This is a genomic window from Isoptericola sp. NPDC060257, from assembly GCF_042726645.1.
Lineage (GTDB): Bacteria > Actinomycetota > Actinomycetes > Actinomycetales > Cellulomonadaceae > Isoptericola > Isoptericola nanjingensis.
In genome coordinates this window covers 1-20809 of sequence record NZ_JBHXAW010000045.1, presented here as the reverse complement: position 1 = coordinate 20809, position 20809 = coordinate 1, and the positions used below count along the sequence as shown (strand labels likewise).

Genomic DNA, 20809 nt, shown 5'->3' with positions numbered 1-20809 from the left:
GGGCCAGGATCACACCCACGACGCTCTCGTCAGCGGCCGGTGTTGTTCATCTCGTCCGGGTGCGAGCCGATGCGCTCGCCGCGGTCGAGGCCGGTGATGGCGGCCATGTCGTCGCCGGAGAGCTCGAAGTCGAAGATCTCCAGGTTCTCGCGGATGCGCGACGGCGTCGCGGACTTGGGGAAGACGACGTCGCCGCGCTGCACGTGCCAGCGCAGCACCACCTGGGCGGGGGTGCGGCCGTGCTCGGCGGCGATGCGGGCGAGCGTCGGGTCCTCCAGCACGCGGCCGCGCCCGAGCGGGGACCAGGCCTCGGTGACGATGCCGTGCTCGGCGTCGAACGCGCGGACCTCCTCGTTGCCGAACCACGGGTGGATCTCCACCTGGTTGACGGCGGGCACCACGGTGCCCTCGGCCAGCACGCGACGCAGGTGGTGCGGCTGGAAGTTCGAGGTGCCGATCGCGCGGGCCCGGCCGGAGCGGTACAGCTCCTCCAGGGCGCCCCACGCCTCGACGAACCGGCCGACGGCGGGCAGCGGCCAGTGGATGAGGAACAGGTCGACGTGGTCGAGGCCGAGCTCCTCGAGGGAGCGGTCGAAGGCCTCCAGGGCGGCGTCGTGCTCGTGGAACGCGTTGTTCAGCTTGGTCGTGACGAAGAGCTCGTCGCGCGGCAGCCCGGCCGCGGCGATGGCCTCGCCGACCCCCCGTTCGTTGCGGTACATCTGCGCGGTGTCGATGTGCCGGTAGCCCGCCTCGAGGGCGGTCAGCACCAGCTCGCGCGTCTCCTCCGGCGGGACCTTGAAGACGCCGTAGCCGAGCTGCGGGATCGACGTGCCGTTGTTCAGGGGCAGGGACGGGATCTCGGTGCTCATGTCACCCATCTTGTCCCGGACGGCGTGGCGTCGCGCGGCCGTCCCGTCCGCCGGGGCAGTCCCCACCGTGCCGAGGTAGTACGGGTCGTGCCGAGGTGGTACGACATCCCGCGAGGTAGTCCCGCGGCGACTACCTCGCGGTTCCCCGTACCACCTCGCGGGTGCTGACGGCGCTGCGTGATCGATCCCATGGCGCCCGGGGTCGCCGTCGAGGCGGTGTCGGGAGCAGGCTGGAGGCGTCGTCGCGGCGCTGCACGACCCGGCGGGGTGGCCGGCGGCGACGGCGCCGCCGCGTGGTCAGCGCGGACCGGCCGCCCCGCCGTCGTCCGGTGCGCAGCAGCCGTCGCCGCACCCGTCGCCGCAGGCGTCGCACCCGTCCTCGTCCGACGCGAGGAGCGCGCCGACGGGGGTGCAGCAGGCGTCGCCGCGCCAGGCCTCGACGCCCTCGCGCACCGCGAACCCGGCGATGACGAGCGCCGCGAGCGGGTCGGCCCACGACCAGCCGAGCGTCGCGTTGAGGACGAGCCCGACCAGCAGCACCGCCGACAGGTAGGTGCAGATCAGCGTCTGCTTCGAGTCGGCTACGGCGGACGCCGAGCCGAGCTCGCGGCCGGTGCGCCGTTCGGCCCACGACAGGAACGGCATGATCGCGAGGCTGACGGCGGCGAGCGCGATGCCGACGGGGGAGTGGTCCGGCTCGGCCGCGCCGAGCAGCGTGCGGGCGGCGTCGACGGTGACGAACAGGGCGAGGCCGAAGAACGACACCGCGATGAGGCGCAGCGCCGTGCGCTCGCGGCGGTGCGGGTCCGGCGCCGCGAACTGCCACGCGACCGCGGCCGCCGACAGCACCTCGACCACCGAGTCCAGACCGAAGCCGACCAGCGCCGCCGACGACGCCGCTCGCCCCGCTGCGATGGCCACGACCGCCTCGACGACGTTGTACGCGATCGTCGCGGCGACGATCCAGCGCACCCGGCGCTCGAGCAGCGCGCGCCGGGCGGGCGGGACGGGGCGGAGCGGGAGGGCGGTCACGGTCCCGACCGTACACGGATGCCTGTACCGTCGGCCAGAGGTCTGGGGCGTCCCGGCGTCGCGCGGCAGGCATGCTGTACCCATGTCGAAGAGCCTTCCCCTGCCCCCCACGGTGATCGACGACGACCGCGAGGTGCGGTTCGTCGCGGGGACGAACCAGTTCGCGATGCGTCTCAAGGACGGTCACCTGCACGTGCGCGCGATCATCGACGGCGAGGACGAGGCGCAGATCTCGGTCGCCCCGACGTCGAGGAGCACCCTCGACCTGCGCATCCAGCGCCGGACGCCGCAGGGTCCCGTGGAGGTCGAGGGACCGACCGTGCGGTAGGAGCCCCTCCGGGGCGCAGGTCACGACGCCAGGCTGTGGTCCTGTCGGCGGGTGGCGCACAATGGAGGGGTCGGAGGTGTTCCATGGTCACGATCGACGAGGCGCGCGCCGCCAAGCCCGCCCTGCGTGAGGCGCTCCAGAGCGTCGAGGGGGTGCGCGGCGTCGGGCTCGCCCAGCGCGGAGACGAGACGGACTGGGTGCTGCAGGTGAACGTCGTCTCCCTCAGCGCGCGCAAGGACGTGCCGCCCCAGGTGGACGGCGTCCCCGTGCAGGTGACGGTGGTCGGCGCGGTCACCGCGTTCTGACGCGCTGAGGTCCTGACGTCAGGCGGCCAGCGCCGCCAGCGCGGCCACCTGCTCCAGCAGCTCGTCCGCCCCGACGGTGTCGTTCGGGTCGAGGAGCACCCGCGACACCGCTCCCAGCAGCAGCATCTGCACGAGCGCGCCCTGCGCGTCGGGGACGCCGAAGAGCTCGGCCAGCGCGGTGCGGGCGTGCGCGTTGTCGGCGGAGACGGCGGCGGCCCGCTCCGGGTCGCGCGCGGCGGCCGCGACGAGCTCGAGCTGCACGGCCCAGAGGGCACGGTCGTCGGCGACCGACGCCATGACGCGCTCCCACACCGCGCGGAACCGCTCGCCCGGCGACGCGCCCAGGTCCTCGGCGCCGATGGACTCCAGCACGTCGCCCCAGTCGCGCAGCGCGTCGACGAGGGCCGCGTCGAGCAGCGCCTCCTTGCTCCTGAAGTGGTACCCGATCGCCGCGAGGCTCACGCCTGCCGTGGTGGCGATGTCGCGTGCCGACGTGCGGGCGTACCCCTTGTCGCGGAGGCAGGTCCGGGCGGCGGCGAGGAGGGCGGCCCTGTTGTCGGTGGAGCGCATGGCCCCATGCTAGCTCGAACGTCTGATACGAACGTCTTGCACGATCGTCTCAATGAGGTCTAGCGTGGTGCGCGCCACCTTCCCCAGGGTCAGGAGAATTCCCATGAACCGCTCCGTCCTCGTCTCCGGCGGCGGCGTCGCCGGCCTCGCCCTCGCGCACCGGCTCGCCGCCCGCGGCGACGTCGTGACCGTCGTCGAGCACGCGTCCGCGCCCCGCGTCGGCGGCTACAAGGTCGACGTGCGGGGCGCCGCGCTCCAGGTGCTGGACCGCATGGGCCTGCTCGTGGAGGCGCGGGGCCTGCGCACGGAGGTCCGCGCGGGCACGGTCGTCGACGCCCGCGGGCGCCGGGCCGCCAGCATGGACGGCGACACCTTCGGCGGGCGCGTGCACGACGACGTCGAGCTGCTGCGCGGCGACCTCCACCGCCTCCTGCGCGAGGGTGCCGCCGACGCCGAGCACGTCTACGGCGACTCGATCCGGTCCCTGGTGGACACCGGCGACGGCGTGGAGGTCGAGCTCGCCTCGGGTCGCACCGGGCGCTACGACGTCGTCGTCGGGGCCGACGGACTCCGCTCCCGGACGCGGGACCTGGTGCTCGGGCCGGACGAGCAGCACGTCGTCGACCTGGGGTACTACGTGGCCGTGGCGACCGTCCCCAACCGGCTGGGTCTCGACCGCGAGGAGGTCACGTACGTGGGGCCCGGCCGCACCGCGCTGGTCTACGCCACGGCGCGGGAGGAGGGCGCGCGGGCGATGTTCCTGTGGTCGTCGGCGCCGCTCGGCCACCGCGACCTCGGGCGCGAGGAGCGCGAGCGGCTGCTCGCCGACGCGTACGCCGGCGAGGGCTGGGAGGTGCCCGGCCTGCTGGCCGACGTGCCCGCCTCGCCCGACCTGCTGTTCGACTCCCTCAGCCAGGTGCGCGCCGAGCGGTGGTCGGCCGGTCGCACGGTGCTGCTCGGCGACGCCGCGTACTGCGCGTCGGCGGCGTCCGGCCAGGGCACGAGCCTCGCGCTCGTCGGCGCGTACGTGCTGGCCGCCGCCCTCGACGCGCACGACGAGCCGGCGGCGGCGTTCGCCGACTACGAGCGCCGGATGCGCCCGTTCGTGGCGGCGAACCAGGCGCTCGGACCCGCGAACGTCAAGCGGATGGTGGTGGGCACCCGCGGGCAGGTGCGCGCCTCGCTCGCGATGCTGCGGGTCATGGACAGGCTGCCCGGCAAGGACCGCATGATGGCCGCGATGACGGCGCCCATCCACCGCGCGGCGAACGGGATCGAGCTGCCCCCGCTGGTCAGCTGACCGGGCTCGTCGGGCGCGGCGCTCTCGCTCGTCGCGGGCCGCGCCCGCGAGACGCCAGGTGCCGCAGCAGCCGCTCGGCCGGGCCCTGGACGCCCCGGCGGTCCAGCGCGGCCGAGACGACGACCGTGGCCGCCCAGACCACGACGGCCAGCGCCGTCGCCGCCGCCGTGCCCAGGGAAGCGCCCAGTCCGGCGAAGGGCAGGGTCAGGAGGAGCACGAACACCACGGACTGGCTGAGGTACGCGCTCAGGGAGCGTCGGCCGGTGGCGGCGACCGCGCTGACGACGGTCCCGGGACGGGCGGGGGCGCGGTCCGCCAGCAGGGCGAACGCCGCCGCGAGCCCCAGGCCGCCCGCCACGCCGGTCAGCGCATGGACGACGGCGAGGGTCACGGAGCCGGTGGTGCCCGGCACGGGGAGGTAGCCGCCCACGACGAGCCCGCTGGGGGCACCGCCGACCACGGCCAGCACCAACCCGACCAGCGCCGTCCGGCGCAGCAGCCGTCGGTGGAGGAACGGCTGCTCGAGGACGCGGTGCCGGGCGGCGACGACGCCGACGAGGGCCGCGGCGACCACCGGGAGCAGCGCGAACGGCGCCATGACCCACTCCATCGGGCGGGAGGCGAGCGCGGCGAGCGGGTCGGCCATCTCGAACGACCAGAGGAAGCCGCGTTCCGGCCCCGTCGCCAGGCCGTAGACCAGGCCGGTGACGACGGCGGCGGGCACCATCCACAGCCCGGCGACCCACAGCAGCGCGCGGTCCGAGCGTCGCAGCAGCACCGCGAGCATCAGGCCGACGACCCCGTACCAACCGAGGATGTCGCCCGGGAAGAGGAGCACCCCGTGGACCGCGCCGAACGCGATGAGGACGAGGCTGCGCCGCCGCTGGAGCCGCCGGACCTCCGCGTCGCCGGCGCCGTCGCTCCGCCGCCGCTCGGACAGCTGGACCATCCCGTACCCGAAGAGGAACGCGAACAGCGGGTAGGCGCGCCCGTCGACCAGCGTCACCACGGCGGCGGACACGGCGTGGTCCGCCGCGCCGTCCTCGACGACGTGCTGGCGAAAGCCGTACGGGCGACCGACCAGGTAGATCATCACGTTCGCCACGGCGATCAGCGCCAGCATCCAGCCGCAGGCCAGGTCCGGGGCCAGCGACCGTCCGAGGAGCGACCGAGCCGAGGGCGGTCTTTCGGGCGCGGTCGCGGGGCGAGGGCTCATGCCGTCACGCTAGGGAGCGGCAGGTCGGGCGCGGGTCCCCCGGTCGGCTGCCGTTCCCGCCTGCGCGGACGGACACCGCCGTCCACCGGACGGACGACGCGCCACCCGGCTGCGAGGTCACCCTCCGTGCGGAGGAGCCCCGATCGCCCGGTTGTCGACGACGTCGAGCTGCGTGGCGAGGCGCCAGACCTCGGCGAGGACGACCAGCAGGCCGACCACGGCGGTGAGCAGGCCGAGGAAGTACGGCACGTCGTCGCTCGGCGGCATCTCGTCGTCCACGAGGAGCATCGCGTCGACGTTCATCTGCGTCGCACCGCCGTGACGCGGGTGAACCCGGGGGATCCCGCAGAATGGACCGGTGAGCACCTCCCGCCTGCCCCGTGTCCGCGCGTCCGAGCTGGTCGGCCGCGGCTGGCTCAACACCGGCGGCCGCGACGTCGCCCTCTCCGACCTGCGCGGCAAGGTCGTTGTGCTCGATTTTTGGACCTTCTGCTGCATCAACTGCCTGCACGTGCTGGACGAGCTGCGCGAGCTGGAGGAGCGGCACCGCGACGAGCTGGTGATCGTGGGCGTGCACTCGCCCAAGTTCGCGCACGAGGCCGACCCGGACGCGCTGGCCGCCGCCGTCGAGCGGTACGAGGTGCGACACCCGGTGCTCGACGACCCGGAGCTGGTGACCTGGGGCGCGTACACCGCCCGCGCCTGGCCGACGCTCGTCGTCGTCGACCCCGAGGGGTACGTCGTGGCGCAGATGGCGGGGGAGGGGCACGCGTCGGCGATCGAGGCGATCGTCGACGAGCTGGTCGCCGAGCACGACGCGAAGGGCACCCTGCACCGCGGCGACGGGCCGTACGTGCCGCCCGAGCCCACGTCGGGCACGCTGCGCTTCCCGGCCAAGGCGGTCGCGCTGCCGGGCGGGAACCTGCTCGTGGCCGACGCCGGGCACCACTCGCTGGCCGAGCTCGGGCCCGACGGCGAGACCCTCGTGCGGCGCATCGGCTCCGGCGAGCGCGGGCTCGCCGACTCCCGCGGCGACGCGGCCCCCGACGAGGCGCGGTTCAGCGAGCCGAACGGCCTGTGCCGGGTGCCGGACGAGCTGCGCCCCGCGCTCGGCTACGACGTGCTCGTCGCGGACACGGTGAACCACGCGCTCCGCGGCGTCGACCTCGCCACCGGGCGGGTGCGGACGGTGGCGGGCACGGGCGAGCAGTTCATGGTGGGCGGGCAGGAGAACGTCGTCGGGTCGACCGACGCGTTCGACCCCGCCACGGCCTACCCCGCCGCCTCCGTGCGCCTCAGCTCGCCGTGGGACGTCGCGTGGTCGCCGCGCCTGGGGGCGTTCGTCGTCGCGATGGCCGGGAACCACACGCTGTGGGCGTTCGAGCCGCTGGCGGGGACGGTCGCGCTGCTCGCCGGCACGATGAACGAGGGCCTGGAGGACGGCCCCGGCGCCGACGCCTGGTTCGCGCAGCCCTCCGGCCTGGCGCCGGCGACCGGTCCCGGCGCCGCCGACGCGATCTGGCTCGCCGACGCCGAGACGTCGGCCCTGCGCCGGGTGACGCCGGCCGACGACGGGTCGGTCGCCGTGACGACTGCCGTCGGGCAGGGGCTGTTCGACTTCGGCCACCGCGACGGCGCGGCGGGCGAGGCGCTGCTGCAGCACCCGCTGGGCGTGGCGACGCTGCCCGACGGGAGCGTCGTCGTCGCCGACACGTACAACGGCGCGCTGCGACGGTACGACCCGGCCGCGGACGTCGTGACGACGCTCGCCACCGGCCTCGCCGAGCCGAGCGACGTGCTCGTCGAGGCCTCCGACGACGCGGTCCACCTGCTCGTCGTGGAGTCCGCCGCGCACCGGCTGACGCGGGTCGCGCTGCCGGCGGACGTCGCGGGCGAGGTGCTCGACGCCGGCGCGCACCGCGTGGCGCGCCCGGCGACGGAGGTCGCGCCCGGCGAGCTGCGCCTGGACGTGCCGTTCGTGCCCGCGCCGGGCCAGAAGCTCGACGACCGCTGGGGCCCGTCCACCGAGCTGCGCGTCAGCGCCACCCCGCCCGAGCTGCTGCTCGACGGCGCGGGCGACGGCGTCGACCTGGACCGCGTGCTGGTGCTCAACCCGGACGTCGCCGAGGGCGTGCTGCACGTGACGGCCAAGGCCGCGTCGTGCGACGTCGTCCCGCTCGGCCCGGACGGCGAGCCCGACCCCGACGTCTTCCCCGCCTGCCACCTGGCGCAGCAGGACTGGGGCGTGCCGGTGCGCGTCACGCCCGACGGCGACGCCTCGCTCAGCCTGCCGCTGCGCGGCTGACGCGCGGCGAGGTCGCGGCGCCCTAAGGTTTCGGCGTGACCGCACCGAGCACCGCCGACGTCCTCGTCGCCGGCCCCGCGTCCTGGAACCGCATCGTGCACCTGGACGCGCTGCCCGAGCCGACGCCCCACACCGTGTTCGCGCGCGGCGCGTACGACACGGTCGGCGGCACGTCCGCCGGCAAGGCGCTCAATCTCGCGAGCCTGGGCCGCGGCGTCGTGCTGCGCACCGTGCTCGGGGACGACGACGAGGGCGCGCGCGTGCGCGGCGTCCTCGACGACGCGGGCGTGCGGATCCTCGCCGAGCCGTCCCCGGACGGTCGCACGGAGAGCCACCTCAACCTCATGGACGCCGGCGGCGGTCGGCTGTCGGTCTACCTGCGCGCGCCCGGCGAGGTCCCCGCCGCGGGGCCCGGCTGGGACGCGACGCTCGCCGCCGTGGACGCCGCCGCGGCCGTCGTCGTCGACCTCGCCGCGCACTCCGTCCCCGTCCTGGTCGCGGCCGCCGAGCGGGGCCGCGACGTGTGGGTGGACCTGCACGACTACGACGGCACCACGGCGTTCCACCGCCCGTGGGCCGACGCGGGCACGCACGTGTTCCTCAGCTCCGACCGCCTGCCCGACCACCGGTCGTTCATGGCCGGGCGGCTCGACGCCGGGGCGCGGCTGGTCGTGTGCACGCACGGCGCCCGCGGCGCCACCGCCCTCACCGCCGAGGGCTTCGTGGAGGTCCCCGCCGAGCCGGTGGACGACGTCCTGGACACCAACGGCGCGGGCGACGGGTTCTTCGCCGGCTTCCTCGACGCCCACCTTCGTGGGGCGGACCTCGCCGAGGCGCTCGCGGCGGCCGCGGCCCACGCCGCCCGCGTGGTGCGCAGCCCGGGCCTGGCGCCGGAGGACTAGGCCAGGCCCGTGTCCCGCGCGACGATCGCCGCCTGCATACGGGAGACCACGCCCAGCTTGGCCAGCACCCGGGAGACGTGGGTCTTCGCGGTGGCCTCGGTGATCACCAGCTCGTCCGCGATCCCCTGGTTGGACAGGCCGCGCCCCAGCGCGCCGAGCACGTCGACCTCGCGCGGGGTGAGGTCGGCGAGGCGCGGGTCGGCGAGGCGGGGGTCGGCGCGGCGCGGCGGCGCACCGGGCGCGGGGCCGGGGGCGACGGCGGGCGTCGAGGCCCCGGCGAGCTGGGCGAGCACGCGGCGGGTCACCTCGGGCGCGAGGACACCGTCCCCCGCCGCGACGCGGCGCACGGCGTCGAGCAGCGCGGCGGGCTCCGCCGTCTTGAGCAGGAACCCGGCGGCGCCCGCACGCAGCGCTCCGTCCACGTACTCGTCCAGGTCGAACGTGGTGAGCACGAGGACGTCCGCCAGGCCCTGGGCCGCGATGGCGCGGGTGGCGGCGATGCCGTCCGTGCCCGGCATGCGCAGGTCCATGAGCACGACGTCGGGCCGCAGCGCGCGGGCGTTCGTCACCGCCGCGTCGCCGTCGGCCGCCTCGCCCACCACCTCGACGTCGTCCGCCGCGTCCAGGAGCATCCGCAGGCCGGCGCGGATCGCGGCGTGGTCGTCCGCGATCAGCACGCGGACCGGGCCGGGGGAGGGGGCCGTCGTCATGGGGTCGGGCTCCGGTCGTCGGTGTCGGTGTCGGTGTCGGTGTCGGTGTCGGTGTCGGTGTCGGTGTCGGTGTCGGTGGGGGAGCCGTGCGCGCCCGCGGGGACGCGCGCCCGCACGACCCAGCCGCCGTCGTCGGTCGCCGCCGCGTCGAACGCGCCGCCGAGCGCCTCGGCGCGCTCTCGCATGGTCAGCATCCCCATGCCCGCGCTGACGGGGTGGGTCGCCGCGCGGGGGTCGCCGGTGAGCACCGCCCGTGGGGCCGAGTTCCGCACCTCCAGGGTGACCGGGCTGCCCGGCCCTGGCTCGCACGCCAGGCGCACGACGACGGCGGCCCCGGGCGCGTGCTTGCGCGCGTTGGTCAGCGCCTCCTGCGCGATCCGGTAGAGCGCGTGCCCGACGGCGGCCGGCCTGTCCGCCGTCGCGACGCCGTCCGGGTCCTCGACCGTCACGACGGTGCCGTCCGCGCGGGCCGCGGCGAGCAGGTCGTCGAGGCGGTCGAGCCGCCCGGGCGCCGCGAGCGGGTCGCGCGGCGCGTCGGCGCGCAGCAGCTCGATCATGGACCGCATCTCCGTGAGGGACGCGACCGCGCTCGTGCGGACCTGCTCCAGCGCGCCGCGGTCGCGCGCGGCGTCCGGCGCGGTGCTGAGCGCCGCACCGGAGTGGATCGCGATGGTGGACAGGTGGGAGGCGATGACGTCGTGCAGGTCGCGCGCCATCGCCGCCCGCTCGGCGCGGACGGCCTCGTGCCGGTCGAGCTCGGCGATCCGTTCGAGGTCGGTGGCGCGCCTGCGCTCCAGCTCCGCGGTCCGCCGCGCCTCGTCCGCGCGGGACCGTTCCACGGCGGCCAGCTCGGACTTCTGCCGCACGTTGTCCGCCCACCACATCGGGACCAGCAGGATCGCGCCCAGGTTCAGGCCCGTCGTGATGAAGGCGCGTGCGTCGCGGGTCGCCTCGCCGGCGGCGACCGCGCCCGCGACGGTCAGCACGACGGCCGTGCCCCACAGCCACCGGCGCGCCGTCGGGCCCGACCACATCGCTGCCGCGAACAGCAGGTCCCACAGCACGAGCAGGATCGCGAGGCTGCCGCCCCACGTCAGGTCCACCAGGGTGACGGCGACGCCGCCGGCGAGCGCCAGCATCGGGTGAGAGCGCTTGACGAGCGTGAGGGCGCACCCGACGGCGAGGAGCGCGACCCGCCACCACGGCTCCGGCACCACCGCGCCGAGAGGGCCGCCCCGGAAGAGGTCGACGAGCCCGACCTCCAGCAGGAGCCAGCCCAGCGCGAACAGGGTCAGCGCGGTCGTGACGTCGCCGCGCCGGTCGTCGCCGCCCCACGCCCGCACGAGCCTCCCGAGGAGGGTGGGGGCGGGGCGGTCGGTCGTCACCGCACCATCCCAGCACAGGGCGCGCCGCGGGGGATCGGTCGAAGGGTGTACCCCCGGTCAGCGGTGCAGGATCAGTCGTTCGGGCGACGACGACGGCCGGGCCCGCCGCGAGGATCGTCGGCATGGACCTCATCGACCTCGGCGGGCTGGAAGGCGCGGGCCTCGGCGTGCTCGCGGGAGCGCTGGTCGTGCTGGCGCTGATCGACTCGACCAGCTTCGGCACCCTGCTCATCCCCGTGTGGCTGCTCATGGCGCCCGGCCGGCCGCGCCCGGCGCGGCTGCTCGCGTACCTCGGCACGGTCGCGGGCTTCTACCTCGCGGTGGGGATCGCGGTGATGCTCGGGGCGGGCGCGCTGCTGGACCGGTACGGCGACGCGCTGGACTCGCGGCCGGTGATGCTGCTGCAGCTCGCCCTCGGCGTCTTCCTGTTCGCGATCAGCTGGCGCTTCGACGGCAAGAAGGCCGAGGCGCGGGCCGCGCGCCAGGGCGCGAAGCCCGGGCGCCTGGTGCGCTGGCGGGCACGGGCCATGGGGATCGAGTCGGCCGCGGGAGCCGAGAGCGCCGCGAGCACGACGACGCCGGACGGCGCCGTGCCGGGCCTGCTGCCGGGGACCGTCCCGACGTCGACGGTCGCGGCGCCGAACGCGTCGCTGCTGCCGCTGTTGGGGCTGGCGCTCGGCGCGGTGGCGCTCGAGGTCGGGACGATGCTGCCGTACCTGGCGGCGATCGGCCTCATCACGACGTCGGACCTCGGCACGGGCACGAGCCTCGGCGTCCTCGCCGCGTACTGCGTGGTCATGGTGCTGCCGGCGCTGCTGCTGCTCGGCGGGCGGCTCGCCGCCGCCCGGTTCGTCGAGCCGCTGCTGGCCCGGCTGGAGAGGTGGCTGTCCAGGAACGCCGCCGACCTCACGGGCTGGGCGCTCGGCATCCTCGGCGTGCTGCTGACGCTCAACGCCCTCGGCCGGCTCGGCTGGACGGGCTGATCAGGCCTCCAGCTCGTCCAGCACCCGCTGCAGGTTGGCGCGCGCGGTGCGCTCGTACCCGGCCACCCAGTCCCCGGAGTACCCGCGGGGCACGATCTCCACGACCAGGAGGCAGGCGAAGTACGCCCGGTAGAGGCGCAGGCGCTGCCAGGCGTCCGGGTCGCCCGAACCCGGCGTGCCGTCGCCGACGCCGAGGTCCCCGCCGGCGTCCCGGTAGCCGGCCAGCAGGTCCGCGTCCACGGCGCCGGCGCCCAGCTGGTCCGCGCCGACGAGCTCGAACACCGGGTCGCCCCACAGCGCCCGCTCGGCGTCGAACGCCCCGACCACCGTGCGGTCGGCGGGGTCGAGCAGCAGGTTGCCGGGCCACAGGTCGGCGTGCACGAGGCGCGGCGTCGTGACGGCGGCGAGCAGGTCGTGGTGCCGCTCGACGGCGGCCATGAGCCGGTCGGCGGGCAGGTCGACGTCCCAGCGTCCGGCGTCGTCGAGGGCGGCGCGCACCATGCGCGCGAACGCCTCCGGCCAGGTGGCGGCGGCGAGGCCGGCCTCGGGCGCCGGGTAGCCGAACGGCTCGGGGGCGTCGTCGGCGCGGTCGAGGCGGTGCAGACGGGCCATGAGGCCGCCCAGCGAGCGGCGGGCCCGGGCGGCGGTCGCCTGGTCCAGCTCGAGGGTGCTCCACAGGTCGCCGTCGAGGAAGGTCGTGACGAGGGCGTCGCCGTCCACGGAGGTGCGGGTCGTGTCGTGGTGCAGCACCCGCGGCAGGGGCAGGCCGGCGGCGTGGGCGACCCGGTCGACGGCCGCCTCCGTGCCGAGCACGCCGCGCTCGTAGCGCAGCAGGCGGGACGTGTCCGCGCCGGTCACCTTCACGACCACCGTCCGCCCGTCGGCGAGGTCGGCGCGCAGCACGCTCGCGAACAGGCCGCCGCTCAGCGGAGCCACGCGGCGTACGACGCCGAGCGGCGCGAGCAGCGCGAGGACCTGCTCGTCGGTGACCGCCGTCTTGGTGAGCACGCGCGTGAGCGTAGCGGCCGCACGCGAGGAGAGTCAGCCCGCGAGGAGCGCGGGCAGCTCGAGCAGCGAGTCGACGACGGTGGTGCGCGCCGCCTCGGGCCGCTCGGCGTGCAGGTATCCCCACGGGCCGCGGCGGACGAGGATCGGCTTCATGCCGGCGTCGGCGGCAGGCAGGACGTCGTTGTCGAGCCGGTCGCCGACGTACGCGATCTCGGCGGCGGGCACGCCGGAGAGCTCGGCGACCTTCGCGAAGAACCCCGGGTCGGGCTTCTGCACGCCCCACTCGTCGGAGGTGCGGATGGCGTCGACGGGCAGGTCCATCGCCTCGAGCGCGGCGCGCGCCTGCGGCGGCTGGTTCCCGGCGACGACGACGGCGAGCCCCGCGGCGCGCAGCGCGGCCAGCGCCTCGCGCACGTCGGGGTAGAGGTCGTCGGCGTCGAAGTTCTCGCGCAGGCCGGCCGGGTCGTCCGCCGCCCACCGCTCGATCTCCGCGGGGACGTCGAGGTCCGGGCGCACCATCTCGAACGCGTGCCGGTGCGACAGGTCGAGGGCCGCGCACCCGCCGAGGACGCCCAGGAACGTCAGGGCCGGCACGCCCAGGCGGTCGGCCCAGCGGGTCCAGATCCGGGTCTCGTCGATGAGGGTCTCGCCGACGTCGAACACCACCGCACGCACCATGCCCGTGACCCTATCGGGCACGCGCCCTGGCATCCTGCGCGCTGCCGGAGGACAGCCCGTTGTCAGCGTCCGTTCAGATCCTGCCGCTATCGTGCGAAGCATGGCCGAACCGCGCGAAGCCCAGGCAGTCCCCGTGACGCTGTCGACCGCCTCGGTGTACCCGCGCCGCGCGGCGTTCGCGTTCGAGGTGGCGGCCGAGCTGGGGTACGACGGCGTCGAGGTCATGGTGTGGTCCGACCCCGCCACGCAGGACCCGGCCCAGCTGCAGCGGCTGTCCGACGAGCACGGGATGCCGATCCGGTCCGTGCACGCCCCGACGCTGCTGGTCAGCCAGCGAGTGTGGGGCCGGTCGCCGGCCGACAAGCTGCGCAGGGCCGTCGACATGGCGGGCGAGCTGGGCGCCCCGACCGTGGTGGTCCACCCGCCGTTCCGCTGGCAGTACAAGTACGCCCGGCAGTTCCAGGACCTGGTGCACGAGCTCAACGAGGCCAGCCTCCACCAGGACGGCGGCGTCACCGTCGCCGTGGAGAACATGTATCCCTGGAAGCCGCGCTCCCGCGGCGACCGCGAGCTCAAGGCCTACCTTCCCGGCTGGGACCCCGCCGACCACGACTACGACGCCGTGACTCTCGACCTCTCCCACGCGGCGATCGCCCACCAGGACGGGCTCGCGCTGGTGCACGGCTTCGGCGACAAGCTGCGGCACGTGCACCTCGCCGACGGGACGGCGTCCGGCCGCGACGAGCACATGGTGCCCGGCCGCGGGGACATGGCCTGCGACAAGGTGCTCGAGGAGCTGGCGCGGCGCGACTACGCGGGCGACGTCGTCGTCGAGATCTCCACGCGCAAGGCGCGCACCGCGAGCGAGCGGCACGCCGACCTGCAGGCGGCGCTGAAGTTCGCGCGGGCGCACCTCGCCCCGGTGCCGGAGCCGTACCAGCCGCCCCCGCCGGAGCACCACCACCTGCCCGCCGACGCCTGGTAGGCGTCGCGGTGCCGTGGCGGCGCGGTCAGGCCACGGCGACGCGGGCGCCGACGGCGCGCAGCACGAAGGCCTCGGTGGCGCGGATCGCGCGCTCCCGCGCGGCGGGGTCGTCCGGGATGAGCCGTCCCGACAGGCACGCGTTGACGAGCTGCACGGTCGGCTCGATGTCCTGCTCGGGGAACTCGCCCTCCGCGATCCCCGCACGCAGGATGCGCTTGAGGATGGACTCGACGATCTCGGCGTGCTCACGCAGCCGCGCCTGCGTGGTGCGCGAGAGCACGGTGCGCAGGTCCGGGCCGGGCGCGAGGTGGAAGACGCGGGTGAGCTGGGCCTGCTGGCGGATGTAGGTCCGGAGCTGCTCGACGGGGTCGTCCACCTCGGCGAGGGCCCGCTCCAGGGTCTGCGCGTACTGCTCGGTCTCGTGGGTGATGAACCCCAGCAGCAGCGCTTCCTTGTCGGGGAAGTGGTTGTAGACCGCGGTGCGACCGACGCCGGCCGCCGTCGCGATGTCGGCCAGCGTCACGGAGTCGAACCCTCGCTCGGACATCAGCGTCGAGAGGGCGGTGAACAGCTTGTGCCGGGTCATCTGGCGGTGCTCGTGCAGGCTCTTCCCGATGATCTTGGGCATGCTGACATCATAGGCACCCGTTGTCAGCACCTCCGGACGCTAGGGTGCGGTTGTGACCGACCCCACCGCTCAGCCAGACGGCATCGTCCCCGACACCAAGGACTGGACCTGGGTGCTGGAGCGCCCCTGTCCGGAGTGCGGCTTCGCGGCCGCCGAGATCGCGCCGTCCGACGTCGGGCCGGCCGTCCGCGAGACGCTGCCGCGCTGGCGTGCGGCCCTCGCCCGCCCCGACGTGGCCGCGCGGCCCAGCCCCGAGGTCTGGTCGACGCTCGAGTACGCCGCCCACGTGCGCGACGTCTTCCGCATCTTCGACCAGCGCCTCGCGCTGATGCTCGCCGAGGACGACCCGGCGTTCGCGAACTGGGACCAGGACGTCGCCGCCCTCGAGGGCGACTACGCCCGTCAGGACGTCGCGTCCCTGGTCGCCGAGCTCGACGCCGACGGTGCCGCCGTCGCCGCGGCGTTCGACGCCGTCGCGCCGGGCGAGGCGGAGCGCACCGGGCGCCGGTCCAACGGCTCGGTCTTCACCGTCCGCACGCTGGGGCAGTACTTCCTGCACGACGTCGTGCACCACCTGCACGACGTGCGCGCCTGACGGCCTCGCCTCGCGTCTGCGCAGGTCACACGTTCGCAACACGGTCGTGACACACAGGTGACGGCGGGGCCGGTACGGTCCGCGCCATGGCCAGGGTCCCGGCGCTCGTCCCCGCGGAGCACACCTCCGACCACGTCGTCGTCGTGCCGCGCACGGCCGGCGACGGCGGCGGGCCGGGCCACGACCTGCCCGGGCTGGCCGCGGCCTGGTTCGCCGACGTCGGCTGGCTGACCCCGCCGTCCGCGGCCGGACCGTCGCGGACCGGCGGCGGGGCGCGGTTCCACGGGGTGCGCGCCGCGGCCCGCCCGTCCGCGGGGGTGCTGCGGCTCGGCGAGGAGCACCGGGCCACGGGGCCTTTCCCGCTCGACGCCGACGCGGCCGCGGCGCTGGGGTGCGCGCACCCGGCCGAGGCCTGGGCGCTGGGCCGCGCGGACGGCGCGCTCGACGTCCGGGGCGGTCGGCCCACCGTGCACGACGACCGCGACGGGATCGCGCGGGCGTTCGCCGCGGCGCTGCCCGTGGGGGAGGAGCTGCGCGTCGTCGGCTGGGCGGTCGCGGTCGCCCGACGCACGTCGGGGCTGCTGCTCGCCGACGGCAGGCAGGTGCTGCGCCCCGACCCCGGCGCCGCCGTCGACCTGTCGGTCTGGCCGGCACGCCCGGTGCCCGCCGGGGAGCTGCTCGAGGTGGTGCGGGCCGTGGTCGCCACCTCGACTCTCGAGGCGGTGCCGGGCGGCCCCGGTCACCGGGTGCTCGCCCGCACGCCGTACGACGGCGACCTCCTGGTCGCCCAGGAGACGGGCCGGCTGCCACGCGCGCTCGCGGCCCGGTCGTGGCCCGACGGGGCCCCCGCCACGGTCGTCCGCCTGGCGTGGCGGCCCCAGGACCCGTACGAGCTGCGGGTCTCCGACCCGTCGGGGCTGCACGTGATCGCCCGGGACCGGGCGCGGGCCCTGCTGGCGCGGGCCGCGACGCTGCTGCACGGCCGGGCGGCGGGCGCCGTCGTCGACGACGCAGGTTTCGAGATCACGGCGCAGGAGCTGGAGCTGCGGCGCGCGGCCCCGACGCCGGGCTCACGCGCCTGGGTGTGAGGCCGCGGTCGTCCACAGCCCCTGTCCACAGCCCTTGTCCACAGGGCGTGGGTGGACGGTGACGCCTTCTCCCGTGGTGCCTCACCTGCGACGTTCCAGGGTGGAACGGTGTGCGGGCGCTCGCCGGGCGGCGTGCGGAGGCGCGGGCCGGCGGGACCCGATGCCCGCGGAAACCGCGAGATCCTGCGGATCGCGCGGCGGCCCGGGTGGTGTGGGGCCGGGCTCGTGAGGCGCGGTGCGCGGTCCCCGCGGGCGGGCGGGGCGTGTCGCGCCCGGCGCGTCGTCCACAAATTTCTTCCACAGGCCTGTGGGTGACGTGGGGATTCCGCGGGTCGCCCTGTGGACGAGCCTGTGGCCGGAGGATCCACCCGGAAAACCTGCTCCACACCCCTTGCACCGCACCCGCGGCAGGTCTAGAAACGTGCGTACCGGTCTTGCGGAGATCGGGTCGGAGATCACCTGAGAAGGCGGTCGCCTGCCCGCTCCACGGGACACGGTCGACCGGAGAACGACGGGCCGTCCCGTACCGCGGTGCGGGTTGTGGGTGACGACACAGGTGCCTGTACGGGGCCGGAAGACCACCCGCGTCCGGCTGTTCGTGGAGAACGGGTTCTGCAGAGGCGACGACGCACCAGGCCTCGACGGGACACGGCGAGCGGTCGGGGTCGTGACGTCGCCACGGCACCCCTGGTCCCCGGGACCGTCGATCAGGGGTACGCGGTTCTCTCCGAGGCCCCCCGGCCGCCCCGGGGGGCCTCGGCACGTCCGGACCGCGTGCTCTCGCCGTCGCGCCGCGCGGCCTACGCTCGGGCCATGAGCAACCTCGAGACCCGCCCCGCCGAGCGCACCTGCGCCGCCGGCGACCGCCCGGCCGGAGTCGAGCTGCTGACCGCCCGCGAGGTCCCGCTCGGCGGCCCTCGCGCGATGAACGTGCGCCGCACCATCCCGCAGCGGCAGCGCTCGCTGGTCGGCGCCTGGTGCTTCTGCGACCACTACGGGCCGGACGACGTCTCGGCGTCCGCGGGCATGCAGGTGCCGCCGCACCCGCACATCGGGCTGCAGACCGTCTCGTGGCTGTTCGCGGGCGAGATCCTGCACCGCGACTCGGTGGGCTCCCTGCAGACGGTGCGGCCCGGGGAGCTCAACCTCATGACCGCGGGCGTCGGCATCTCGCACTCGGAGGAGTCGCCCGCCGAGGGCCGCCCGCCCCTGCTGCACGGCGTGCAGCTGTGGACCGTGCTGCCCGAGGCCGACCGCACGTCCGCGCCGCACTTCGAGCACCACGGCGACCTCCCCGTCGCGACGACGGGCGGCGCACGCGTGCAGGTGTTCATGGGCGGGCTCGAGGTCGCGGGGGAGCGGCTCGTGTCCCCGGCCCGCACGTACACGCCGATCGTCGGCGCCCAGCTGGACCTGCCCGCGGGCGGGAGCGTCACGCTGGGGACGGACGCGGGCTTCGAGCACGCCCTGCTCGTCGACGCCGGCGACGCCACGCTCGAGGGCGAGACCGTGCCGCCCGCCGAGCTGGGCTACGTGGCCCCCGGCCGCGAGCGGCTGGTCGTGACGGCGGGCGGCACGCCCGTGCGCGCCGTCCTCATCGGCGGCGAGCCGTTCACCGAGGACGTCGTCATGTGGTGGAACTTCGTGGGGCGCACGCACGACGACGTCGCGCGGGCGCGCGCCGACTGGATGGCGCAGGTCGCCGACGACGGCGAGGGCACCCCCACCCGCTACGCCGACGGCGCCGCGGGCCGCCGGTTCGGCGAGGTGCACGGGTACGCGAGCGGTCCGCTGCGCGCGCCGGTGCTGCCCGACGTGCGGCTGCGGCCGCGCACCCGCCGCTGACGGGCCGACGGGCCGCGGTCAGGTCCGGGGGAACGTCACGCGCACCTTCGCGACACCGTCGGACGTGGAGCGCACGGTGAGCCGCATCGCGCCCGAGCGGGTGGTGAACGACGACCCCTCGCCCAGGTTCGAGCGCCGGGCGGACTCCTTGCCCATCGGCACGATCAGGTGCTCGCCGGGATAGGCCCAGGTCGATCCCCGCCACCCGAGACGGCTCACGGTGACGCCGTACGAGACCGTGTAGTCGCTCGCCACCCGCCACGGCATGCCGCCGAGGTACCGGTACGTGGCCCCGGACGGGCGGCGGAGCTCCACGTAGTAGTACTGCCCGGTCTTCGGGTCGACGGCGCGCAGCAGCGTGGGCCGGCTGGTGCTGCGGTGCCGGGCGTCGAGCGTGACGGTGCGGGCGCCGCCCTTCTTCGTGACGGTCACGACGTCGGACGACGGGAGCACGCCCAGGCGCTTCTTCTGAGCGCCCGACAGCGGGGCGGTGCCGACGGCGGCGAAGTCGGCACCCATGAGGTCCATCGGGTCGAGGCCCTCGACCGCACCGCAGCGGGAGGACGTGAAGGTGCGGTCCGGGACGCTCCCCGTGCACCAGCCGACGCCCGAGTGCTCCAGGCCCATGTTGTGGCCGAGCTCGTGCGCCAGGGTGGACACCGCCGTCCGGTACTGCGGGTGCGTGAAGCGCGAGCTGCGGGCCGCGCCGCCCGGGCCGCCGAACAGCGAGAACGACCAGCCTCCGGGGTTGTCGCGGCTCGCCTTGCTCGGCAGCGAGCCGAGCCCGAGCGTGCCGCCGCACGTCTCCGCCTCGCGCGGACCGCCGGGGTAGTCGCCCCGCAGGTACGGGAAGAGGACCACGAGATGCTCACGGGTGCCCGGGCCGCGGGTGCTGGAGTCCCACCAGCCGGCGCCGTAGTGCGCGCGCCCGCCCCGCTTCACCTCCGTGAGGATGCGGCCGGTCGTGGTGCACCGGCCGTCGCCCGTGTCGACGCGCTCGACCGCCGAGGAGCGCACGAACCTGACCCGGCCGCCCGACTGCTCCGACCAGTACGCCGACACCTTCGCGAGCAGCGCGTCGACGTCGGCGTCCCGCACCAGCCGCGCCGCCCGCGTCGTCGACATCCAGCGCGGTGTCGCGACCGCGACGTCCACCCGGTGCACCGTGCGGTCCGTCCGGGCGCGGAGGGCGGTGCCCGCGAGGTCCGGCCGGGTGACGGCCGACTGCCAGCGCACCGTGTCGTCGACGACGTCGTCCGGCGCGGCGTCGTCGACGCCGGGGGCGTGCGCCACGGCGCTCGGGACCGCGGCGCCCGGGACGGCGGCCGCCGACGGTGGGGCGCCGACGGCCGCGAGCGGCTCCGCCAGCAGCGCGGCGGTGACGAGGGCGACGACGGTGATCACGCGTGCCTGCATGGTTCCCCCCGGGGCTCCGGATGCGCGCCGGGCGGGCGCGATCGGCCCGAGCAGCGTAGGCACCGGCCCCGTGGTGCCGCCCGTGGGACCGGGGGTGAGGTGCGTCGTTCAGCGGGTGAAATCGTCGCCCCGGGCGCTCACCCGAGGCGCAGCTCGACCACCGGCACGACCCGCAGCCAGTCCGCCTCGCCCTGCTCGCGGGCGAGGGGCTCGGCCCACTCGGCGAGGACCGGGCCGAGCTGCGCCCACGGCCCGGGGTGCGCGTCGGTGTACGCGCGCAGGACGGCGGCGCCGTCGTCCGGGTCCAGCACGACGGCGCGGGACCGGACGTCGCGCCGCGTCCCGATCGACACGAGCACGCGAGGGTCGGCCTGCACGTTGCGGAACCACTGCGACCGCGGGCCGAGCCCGGCGACGACGAGGGCGCGGTCCGGCGCCGGCCGCGCGACCACCTCGAGCACGACGTAGCGCCGCTCCCCGCTGCTGCGCCCGCGGTGCTGCATCATCAGCAGCCGTCCGCCGGCGAGGAAGCCCAGTCCCGCCCGGAACAGGCCGATCGGCGCGCGCACGAACCAGCGGGTGTGCAGCATGCGGGACGCGAGGCTCATGCCCGCGAACGTATCGTCGCCGTCCGTCGTCGTCCCGTCGGCGCGGCAGTTCC

At 75.8% G+C, this 20809-nt stretch carries 22 protein-coding genes; 10 read left to right on the top strand and 12 right to left on the bottom strand.

All coding sequences use genetic code 11. From position 1 onward, the window contains the following. Nucleotides 1-29: 29 nt before the first annotated feature. The gene (locus ACFWEK_RS06035; protein ID WP_430546434.1) at nt 30-869 is read right to left on the bottom strand and encodes an aldo/keto reductase; all 840 of its coding nucleotides are present in this window, start codon (nt 867-869) and stop codon (nt 30-32) included. Nucleotides 870-1166: 297 nt separating this feature from the next. Continuing rightward, the gene (locus tag ACFWEK_RS06030; RefSeq protein ID WP_430553446.1) at nt 1167-1901 is read right to left on the bottom strand and encodes a cation diffusion facilitator family transporter; all 735 of its coding nucleotides are present in this window, start codon (nt 1899-1901) and stop codon (nt 1167-1169) included. A gap of 82 nt (nt 1902-1983) precedes the next feature. On the opposite strand from ACFWEK_RS06030, the gene ACFWEK_RS06025 reads away from it, so the two are divergent. Both ACFWEK_RS06025 and ACFWEK_RS06020 read left to right on the top strand, forming a co-directional pair. Next, nucleotides 1984-2229, top strand: coding sequence for a hypothetical protein (locus ACFWEK_RS06025; RefSeq protein ID WP_430553445.1), 246 nt, complete (start codon nt 1984-1986; stop codon nt 2227-2229). An 83-nt stretch (nt 2230-2312) separates the two neighbouring features. Then, the gene (locus ACFWEK_RS06020; protein ID WP_430546431.1) at nt 2313-2534 is read left to right on the top strand and encodes a hypothetical protein; all 222 of its coding nucleotides are present in this window, start codon (nt 2313-2315) and stop codon (nt 2532-2534) included. An 18-nt stretch (nt 2535-2552) separates the two neighbouring features. On the opposite strand, the gene ACFWEK_RS06015 is transcribed toward ACFWEK_RS06020, so the two are convergent. Then, nucleotides 2553-3104 carry a TetR/AcrR family transcriptional regulator gene (locus tag ACFWEK_RS06015; protein WP_430546430.1) on the bottom strand — a complete coding sequence of 184 codons (552 nt, stop codon included), beginning with the start codon at nt 3102-3104 and terminating at the stop codon, nt 2553-2555. Nucleotides 3105-3207: 103 nt separating this feature from the next. Between ACFWEK_RS06015 and ACFWEK_RS06010 the strand changes: the two genes are divergently transcribed. Beyond that, the gene (locus ACFWEK_RS06010; RefSeq protein WP_430553444.1) at nt 3208-4404 is read left to right on the top strand and encodes an FAD-dependent monooxygenase; all 1197 of its coding nucleotides are present in this window, start codon (nt 3208-3210) and stop codon (nt 4402-4404) included. On the opposite strand, the gene ACFWEK_RS06005 is transcribed toward ACFWEK_RS06010, so the two are convergent. Both ACFWEK_RS06005 and ACFWEK_RS06000 read right to left on the bottom strand, forming a co-directional pair. After that, nucleotides 4397-5620, bottom strand: a complete 1224-nt coding sequence (locus ACFWEK_RS06005; RefSeq protein WP_430553443.1) for a DUF418 domain-containing protein — start codon at nt 5618-5620, stop codon at nt 4397-4399. The two genes, ACFWEK_RS06010 and ACFWEK_RS06005, sit on opposite strands and share 8 nt — an antisense overlap. Nucleotides 5621-5737: 117 nt before the next feature. After that, a complete protein-coding gene (locus tag ACFWEK_RS06000) occupies nt 5738-5923 on the bottom strand; it encodes a hypothetical protein (RefSeq protein ID WP_430553442.1) in 186 nt (61 codons plus the stop codon). 55 nt (nt 5924-5978) lie between these two features. Between ACFWEK_RS06000 and ACFWEK_RS05995 the strand changes: the two genes are divergently transcribed. After that, nucleotides 5979-7925 carry an NHL domain-containing thioredoxin family protein gene (locus ACFWEK_RS05995; RefSeq protein WP_430553441.1) on the top strand — a complete coding sequence of 649 codons (1947 nt, stop codon included), beginning with the start codon at nt 5979-5981 and terminating at the stop codon, nt 7923-7925. 35 nt (nt 7926-7960) lie between these two features. Next, a complete protein-coding gene (locus ACFWEK_RS05990) occupies nt 7961-8827 on the top strand; it encodes a carbohydrate kinase family protein (protein ID WP_430553440.1) in 867 nt (288 codons plus the stop codon). On the opposite strand, the gene ACFWEK_RS05985 is transcribed toward ACFWEK_RS05990, so the two are convergent. Continuing rightward, a complete protein-coding gene (locus ACFWEK_RS05985; protein ID WP_430553439.1) occupies nt 8824-9537 on the bottom strand; it encodes a response regulator in 714 nt (237 codons plus the stop codon). The two genes, ACFWEK_RS05990 and ACFWEK_RS05985, sit on opposite strands and share 4 nt — an antisense overlap. Further along, on the bottom strand, nt 9534-10922 hold the full coding sequence (locus tag ACFWEK_RS05980) for a sensor histidine kinase (RefSeq protein WP_430553438.1): 1389 nt from the start codon (nt 10920-10922) through the stop codon (nt 9534-9536). The genes ACFWEK_RS05985 and ACFWEK_RS05980 overlap by 4 nt, the downstream gene beginning before the upstream one ends. A gap of 122 nt (nt 10923-11044) precedes the next feature. On the opposite strand from ACFWEK_RS05980, the gene ACFWEK_RS05975 reads away from it, so the two are divergent. Then, on the top strand, nt 11045-11905 hold the full coding sequence (locus ACFWEK_RS05975) for a GAP family protein (protein WP_430553437.1): 861 nt from the start codon (nt 11045-11047) through the stop codon (nt 11903-11905). On the opposite strand, the gene ACFWEK_RS05970 is transcribed toward ACFWEK_RS05975, so the two are convergent. Together ACFWEK_RS05970 and ACFWEK_RS05965 are read right to left on the bottom strand one after the other, a co-directional pair. Next, nucleotides 11906-12913: a phosphotransferase family protein gene (locus ACFWEK_RS05970; protein ID WP_430553436.1), complete on the bottom strand. Its 1008-nt coding sequence runs from the start codon at nt 12911-12913 to the stop codon at nt 11906-11908. Between the two features lie 33 nt (nt 12914-12946). Beyond that, nucleotides 12947-13591: an HAD family hydrolase gene (locus tag ACFWEK_RS05965; protein ID WP_430553435.1), complete on the bottom strand. Its 645-nt coding sequence runs from the start codon at nt 13589-13591 to the stop codon at nt 12947-12949. Between the two features lie 100 nt (nt 13592-13691). Here ACFWEK_RS05965 and ACFWEK_RS05960 point away from each other — a divergent pair, with 100 nt between their 5' ends. After that, a complete protein-coding gene (locus ACFWEK_RS05960) occupies nt 13692-14576 on the top strand; it encodes a sugar phosphate isomerase/epimerase family protein (protein ID WP_430546420.1) in 885 nt (294 codons plus the stop codon). 25 nt (nt 14577-14601) lie between these two features. Here ACFWEK_RS05960 and ACFWEK_RS05955 read toward each other — a convergent pair whose 3' ends face one another. Then, complete coding sequence (locus tag ACFWEK_RS05955; RefSeq protein ID WP_430546419.1) at nt 14602-15204, bottom strand: TetR/AcrR family transcriptional regulator; 603 nt, start codon at nt 15202-15204, stop codon at nt 14602-14604. Between the two features lie 52 nt (nt 15205-15256). On the opposite strand from ACFWEK_RS05955, the gene ACFWEK_RS05950 reads away from it, so the two are divergent. The 3 genes from ACFWEK_RS05950 (at nt 15257) to ACFWEK_RS05940 (ending at nt 18732) form a co-directional block, all read left to right on the top strand. After that, complete coding sequence (locus ACFWEK_RS05950) at nt 15257-15799, top strand: DinB family protein (protein WP_430553434.1); 543 nt, start codon at nt 15257-15259, stop codon at nt 15797-15799. A gap of 86 nt (nt 15800-15885) precedes the next feature. Further along, the gene (locus tag ACFWEK_RS05945; RefSeq protein ID WP_430553433.1) at nt 15886-16887 is read left to right on the top strand and encodes a hypothetical protein; all 1002 of its coding nucleotides are present in this window, start codon (nt 15886-15888) and stop codon (nt 16885-16887) included. 813 nt (nt 16888-17700) lie between these two features. Then, nucleotides 17701-18732: a pirin family protein gene (locus tag ACFWEK_RS05940; RefSeq protein WP_430553432.1), complete on the top strand. Its 1032-nt coding sequence runs from the start codon at nt 17701-17703 to the stop codon at nt 18730-18732. An 18-nt stretch (nt 18733-18750) separates the two neighbouring features. Here ACFWEK_RS05940 and ACFWEK_RS05935 read toward each other — a convergent pair whose 3' ends face one another. Together ACFWEK_RS05935 and ACFWEK_RS05930 are read right to left on the bottom strand one after the other, a co-directional pair. After that, nucleotides 18751-20136, bottom strand: a complete 1386-nt coding sequence (locus ACFWEK_RS05935) for a hypothetical protein (protein ID WP_430553431.1) — start codon at nt 20134-20136, stop codon at nt 18751-18753. A 149-nt stretch (nt 20137-20285) separates the two neighbouring features. Continuing rightward, nucleotides 20286-20809 (bottom strand): nitroreductase family deazaflavin-dependent oxidoreductase (locus tag ACFWEK_RS05930; RefSeq protein WP_430553430.1); only part of this gene is annotated, 524 nt, incomplete at its 5' end.

Coding starts and splice junctions, on each gene's coding strand:
- ACFWEK_RS06035 (WP_430546434.1), bottom strand. CDS start 869: ATGAGCACCGAGATCCCGTCCCTGCCCCTGAACAACGGCACGTCGATC.
- ACFWEK_RS06025 (WP_430553445.1), top strand. CDS start 1,984: ATGTCGAAGAGCCTTCCCCTGCCCCCCACGGTGATCGACGACGACCGC.
- ACFWEK_RS06020 (WP_430546431.1), top strand. CDS start 2,313: ATGGTCACGATCGACGAGGCGCGCGCCGCCAAGCCCGCCCTGCGTGAG.
- ACFWEK_RS06015 (WP_430546430.1), bottom strand. CDS start 3,104: ATGCGCTCCACCGACAACAGGGCCGCCCTCCTCGCCGCCGCCCGGACC.
- ACFWEK_RS06010 (WP_430553444.1), top strand. CDS start 3,208: ATGAACCGCTCCGTCCTCGTCTCCGGCGGCGGCGTCGCCGGCCTCGCC.
- ACFWEK_RS06005 (WP_430553443.1), bottom strand. CDS start 5,620: ATGAGCCCTCGCCCCGCGACCGCGCCCGAAAGACCGCCCTCGGCTCGG.
- ACFWEK_RS06000 (WP_430553442.1), bottom strand. CDS start 5,923: ATGAACGTCGACGCGATGCTCCTCGTGGACGACGAGATGCCGCCGAGC.
- ACFWEK_RS05985 (WP_430553439.1), bottom strand. CDS start 9,537: ATGACGACGGCCCCCTCCCCCGGCCCGGTCCGCGTGCTGATCGCGGAC.
- ACFWEK_RS05975 (WP_430553437.1), top strand. CDS start 11,045: ATGGACCTCATCGACCTCGGCGGGCTGGAAGGCGCGGGCCTCGGCGTG.
- ACFWEK_RS05965 (WP_430553435.1), bottom strand. CDS start 13,591: ATGGTGCGTGCGGTGGTGTTCGACGTCGGCGAGACCCTCATCGACGAG.
- ACFWEK_RS05960 (WP_430546420.1), top strand. CDS start 13,692: ATGGCCGAACCGCGCGAAGCCCAGGCAGTCCCCGTGACGCTGTCGACC.
- ACFWEK_RS05955 (WP_430546419.1), bottom strand. CDS start 15,204: ATGCCCAAGATCATCGGGAAGAGCCTGCACGAGCACCGCCAGATGACC.
- ACFWEK_RS05945 (WP_430553433.1), top strand. CDS start 15,886: ATGGCCAGGGTCCCGGCGCTCGTCCCCGCGGAGCACACCTCCGACCAC.
- ACFWEK_RS05940 (WP_430553432.1), top strand. CDS start 17,701: ATGAGCAACCTCGAGACCCGCCCCGCCGAGCGCACCTGCGCCGCCGGC.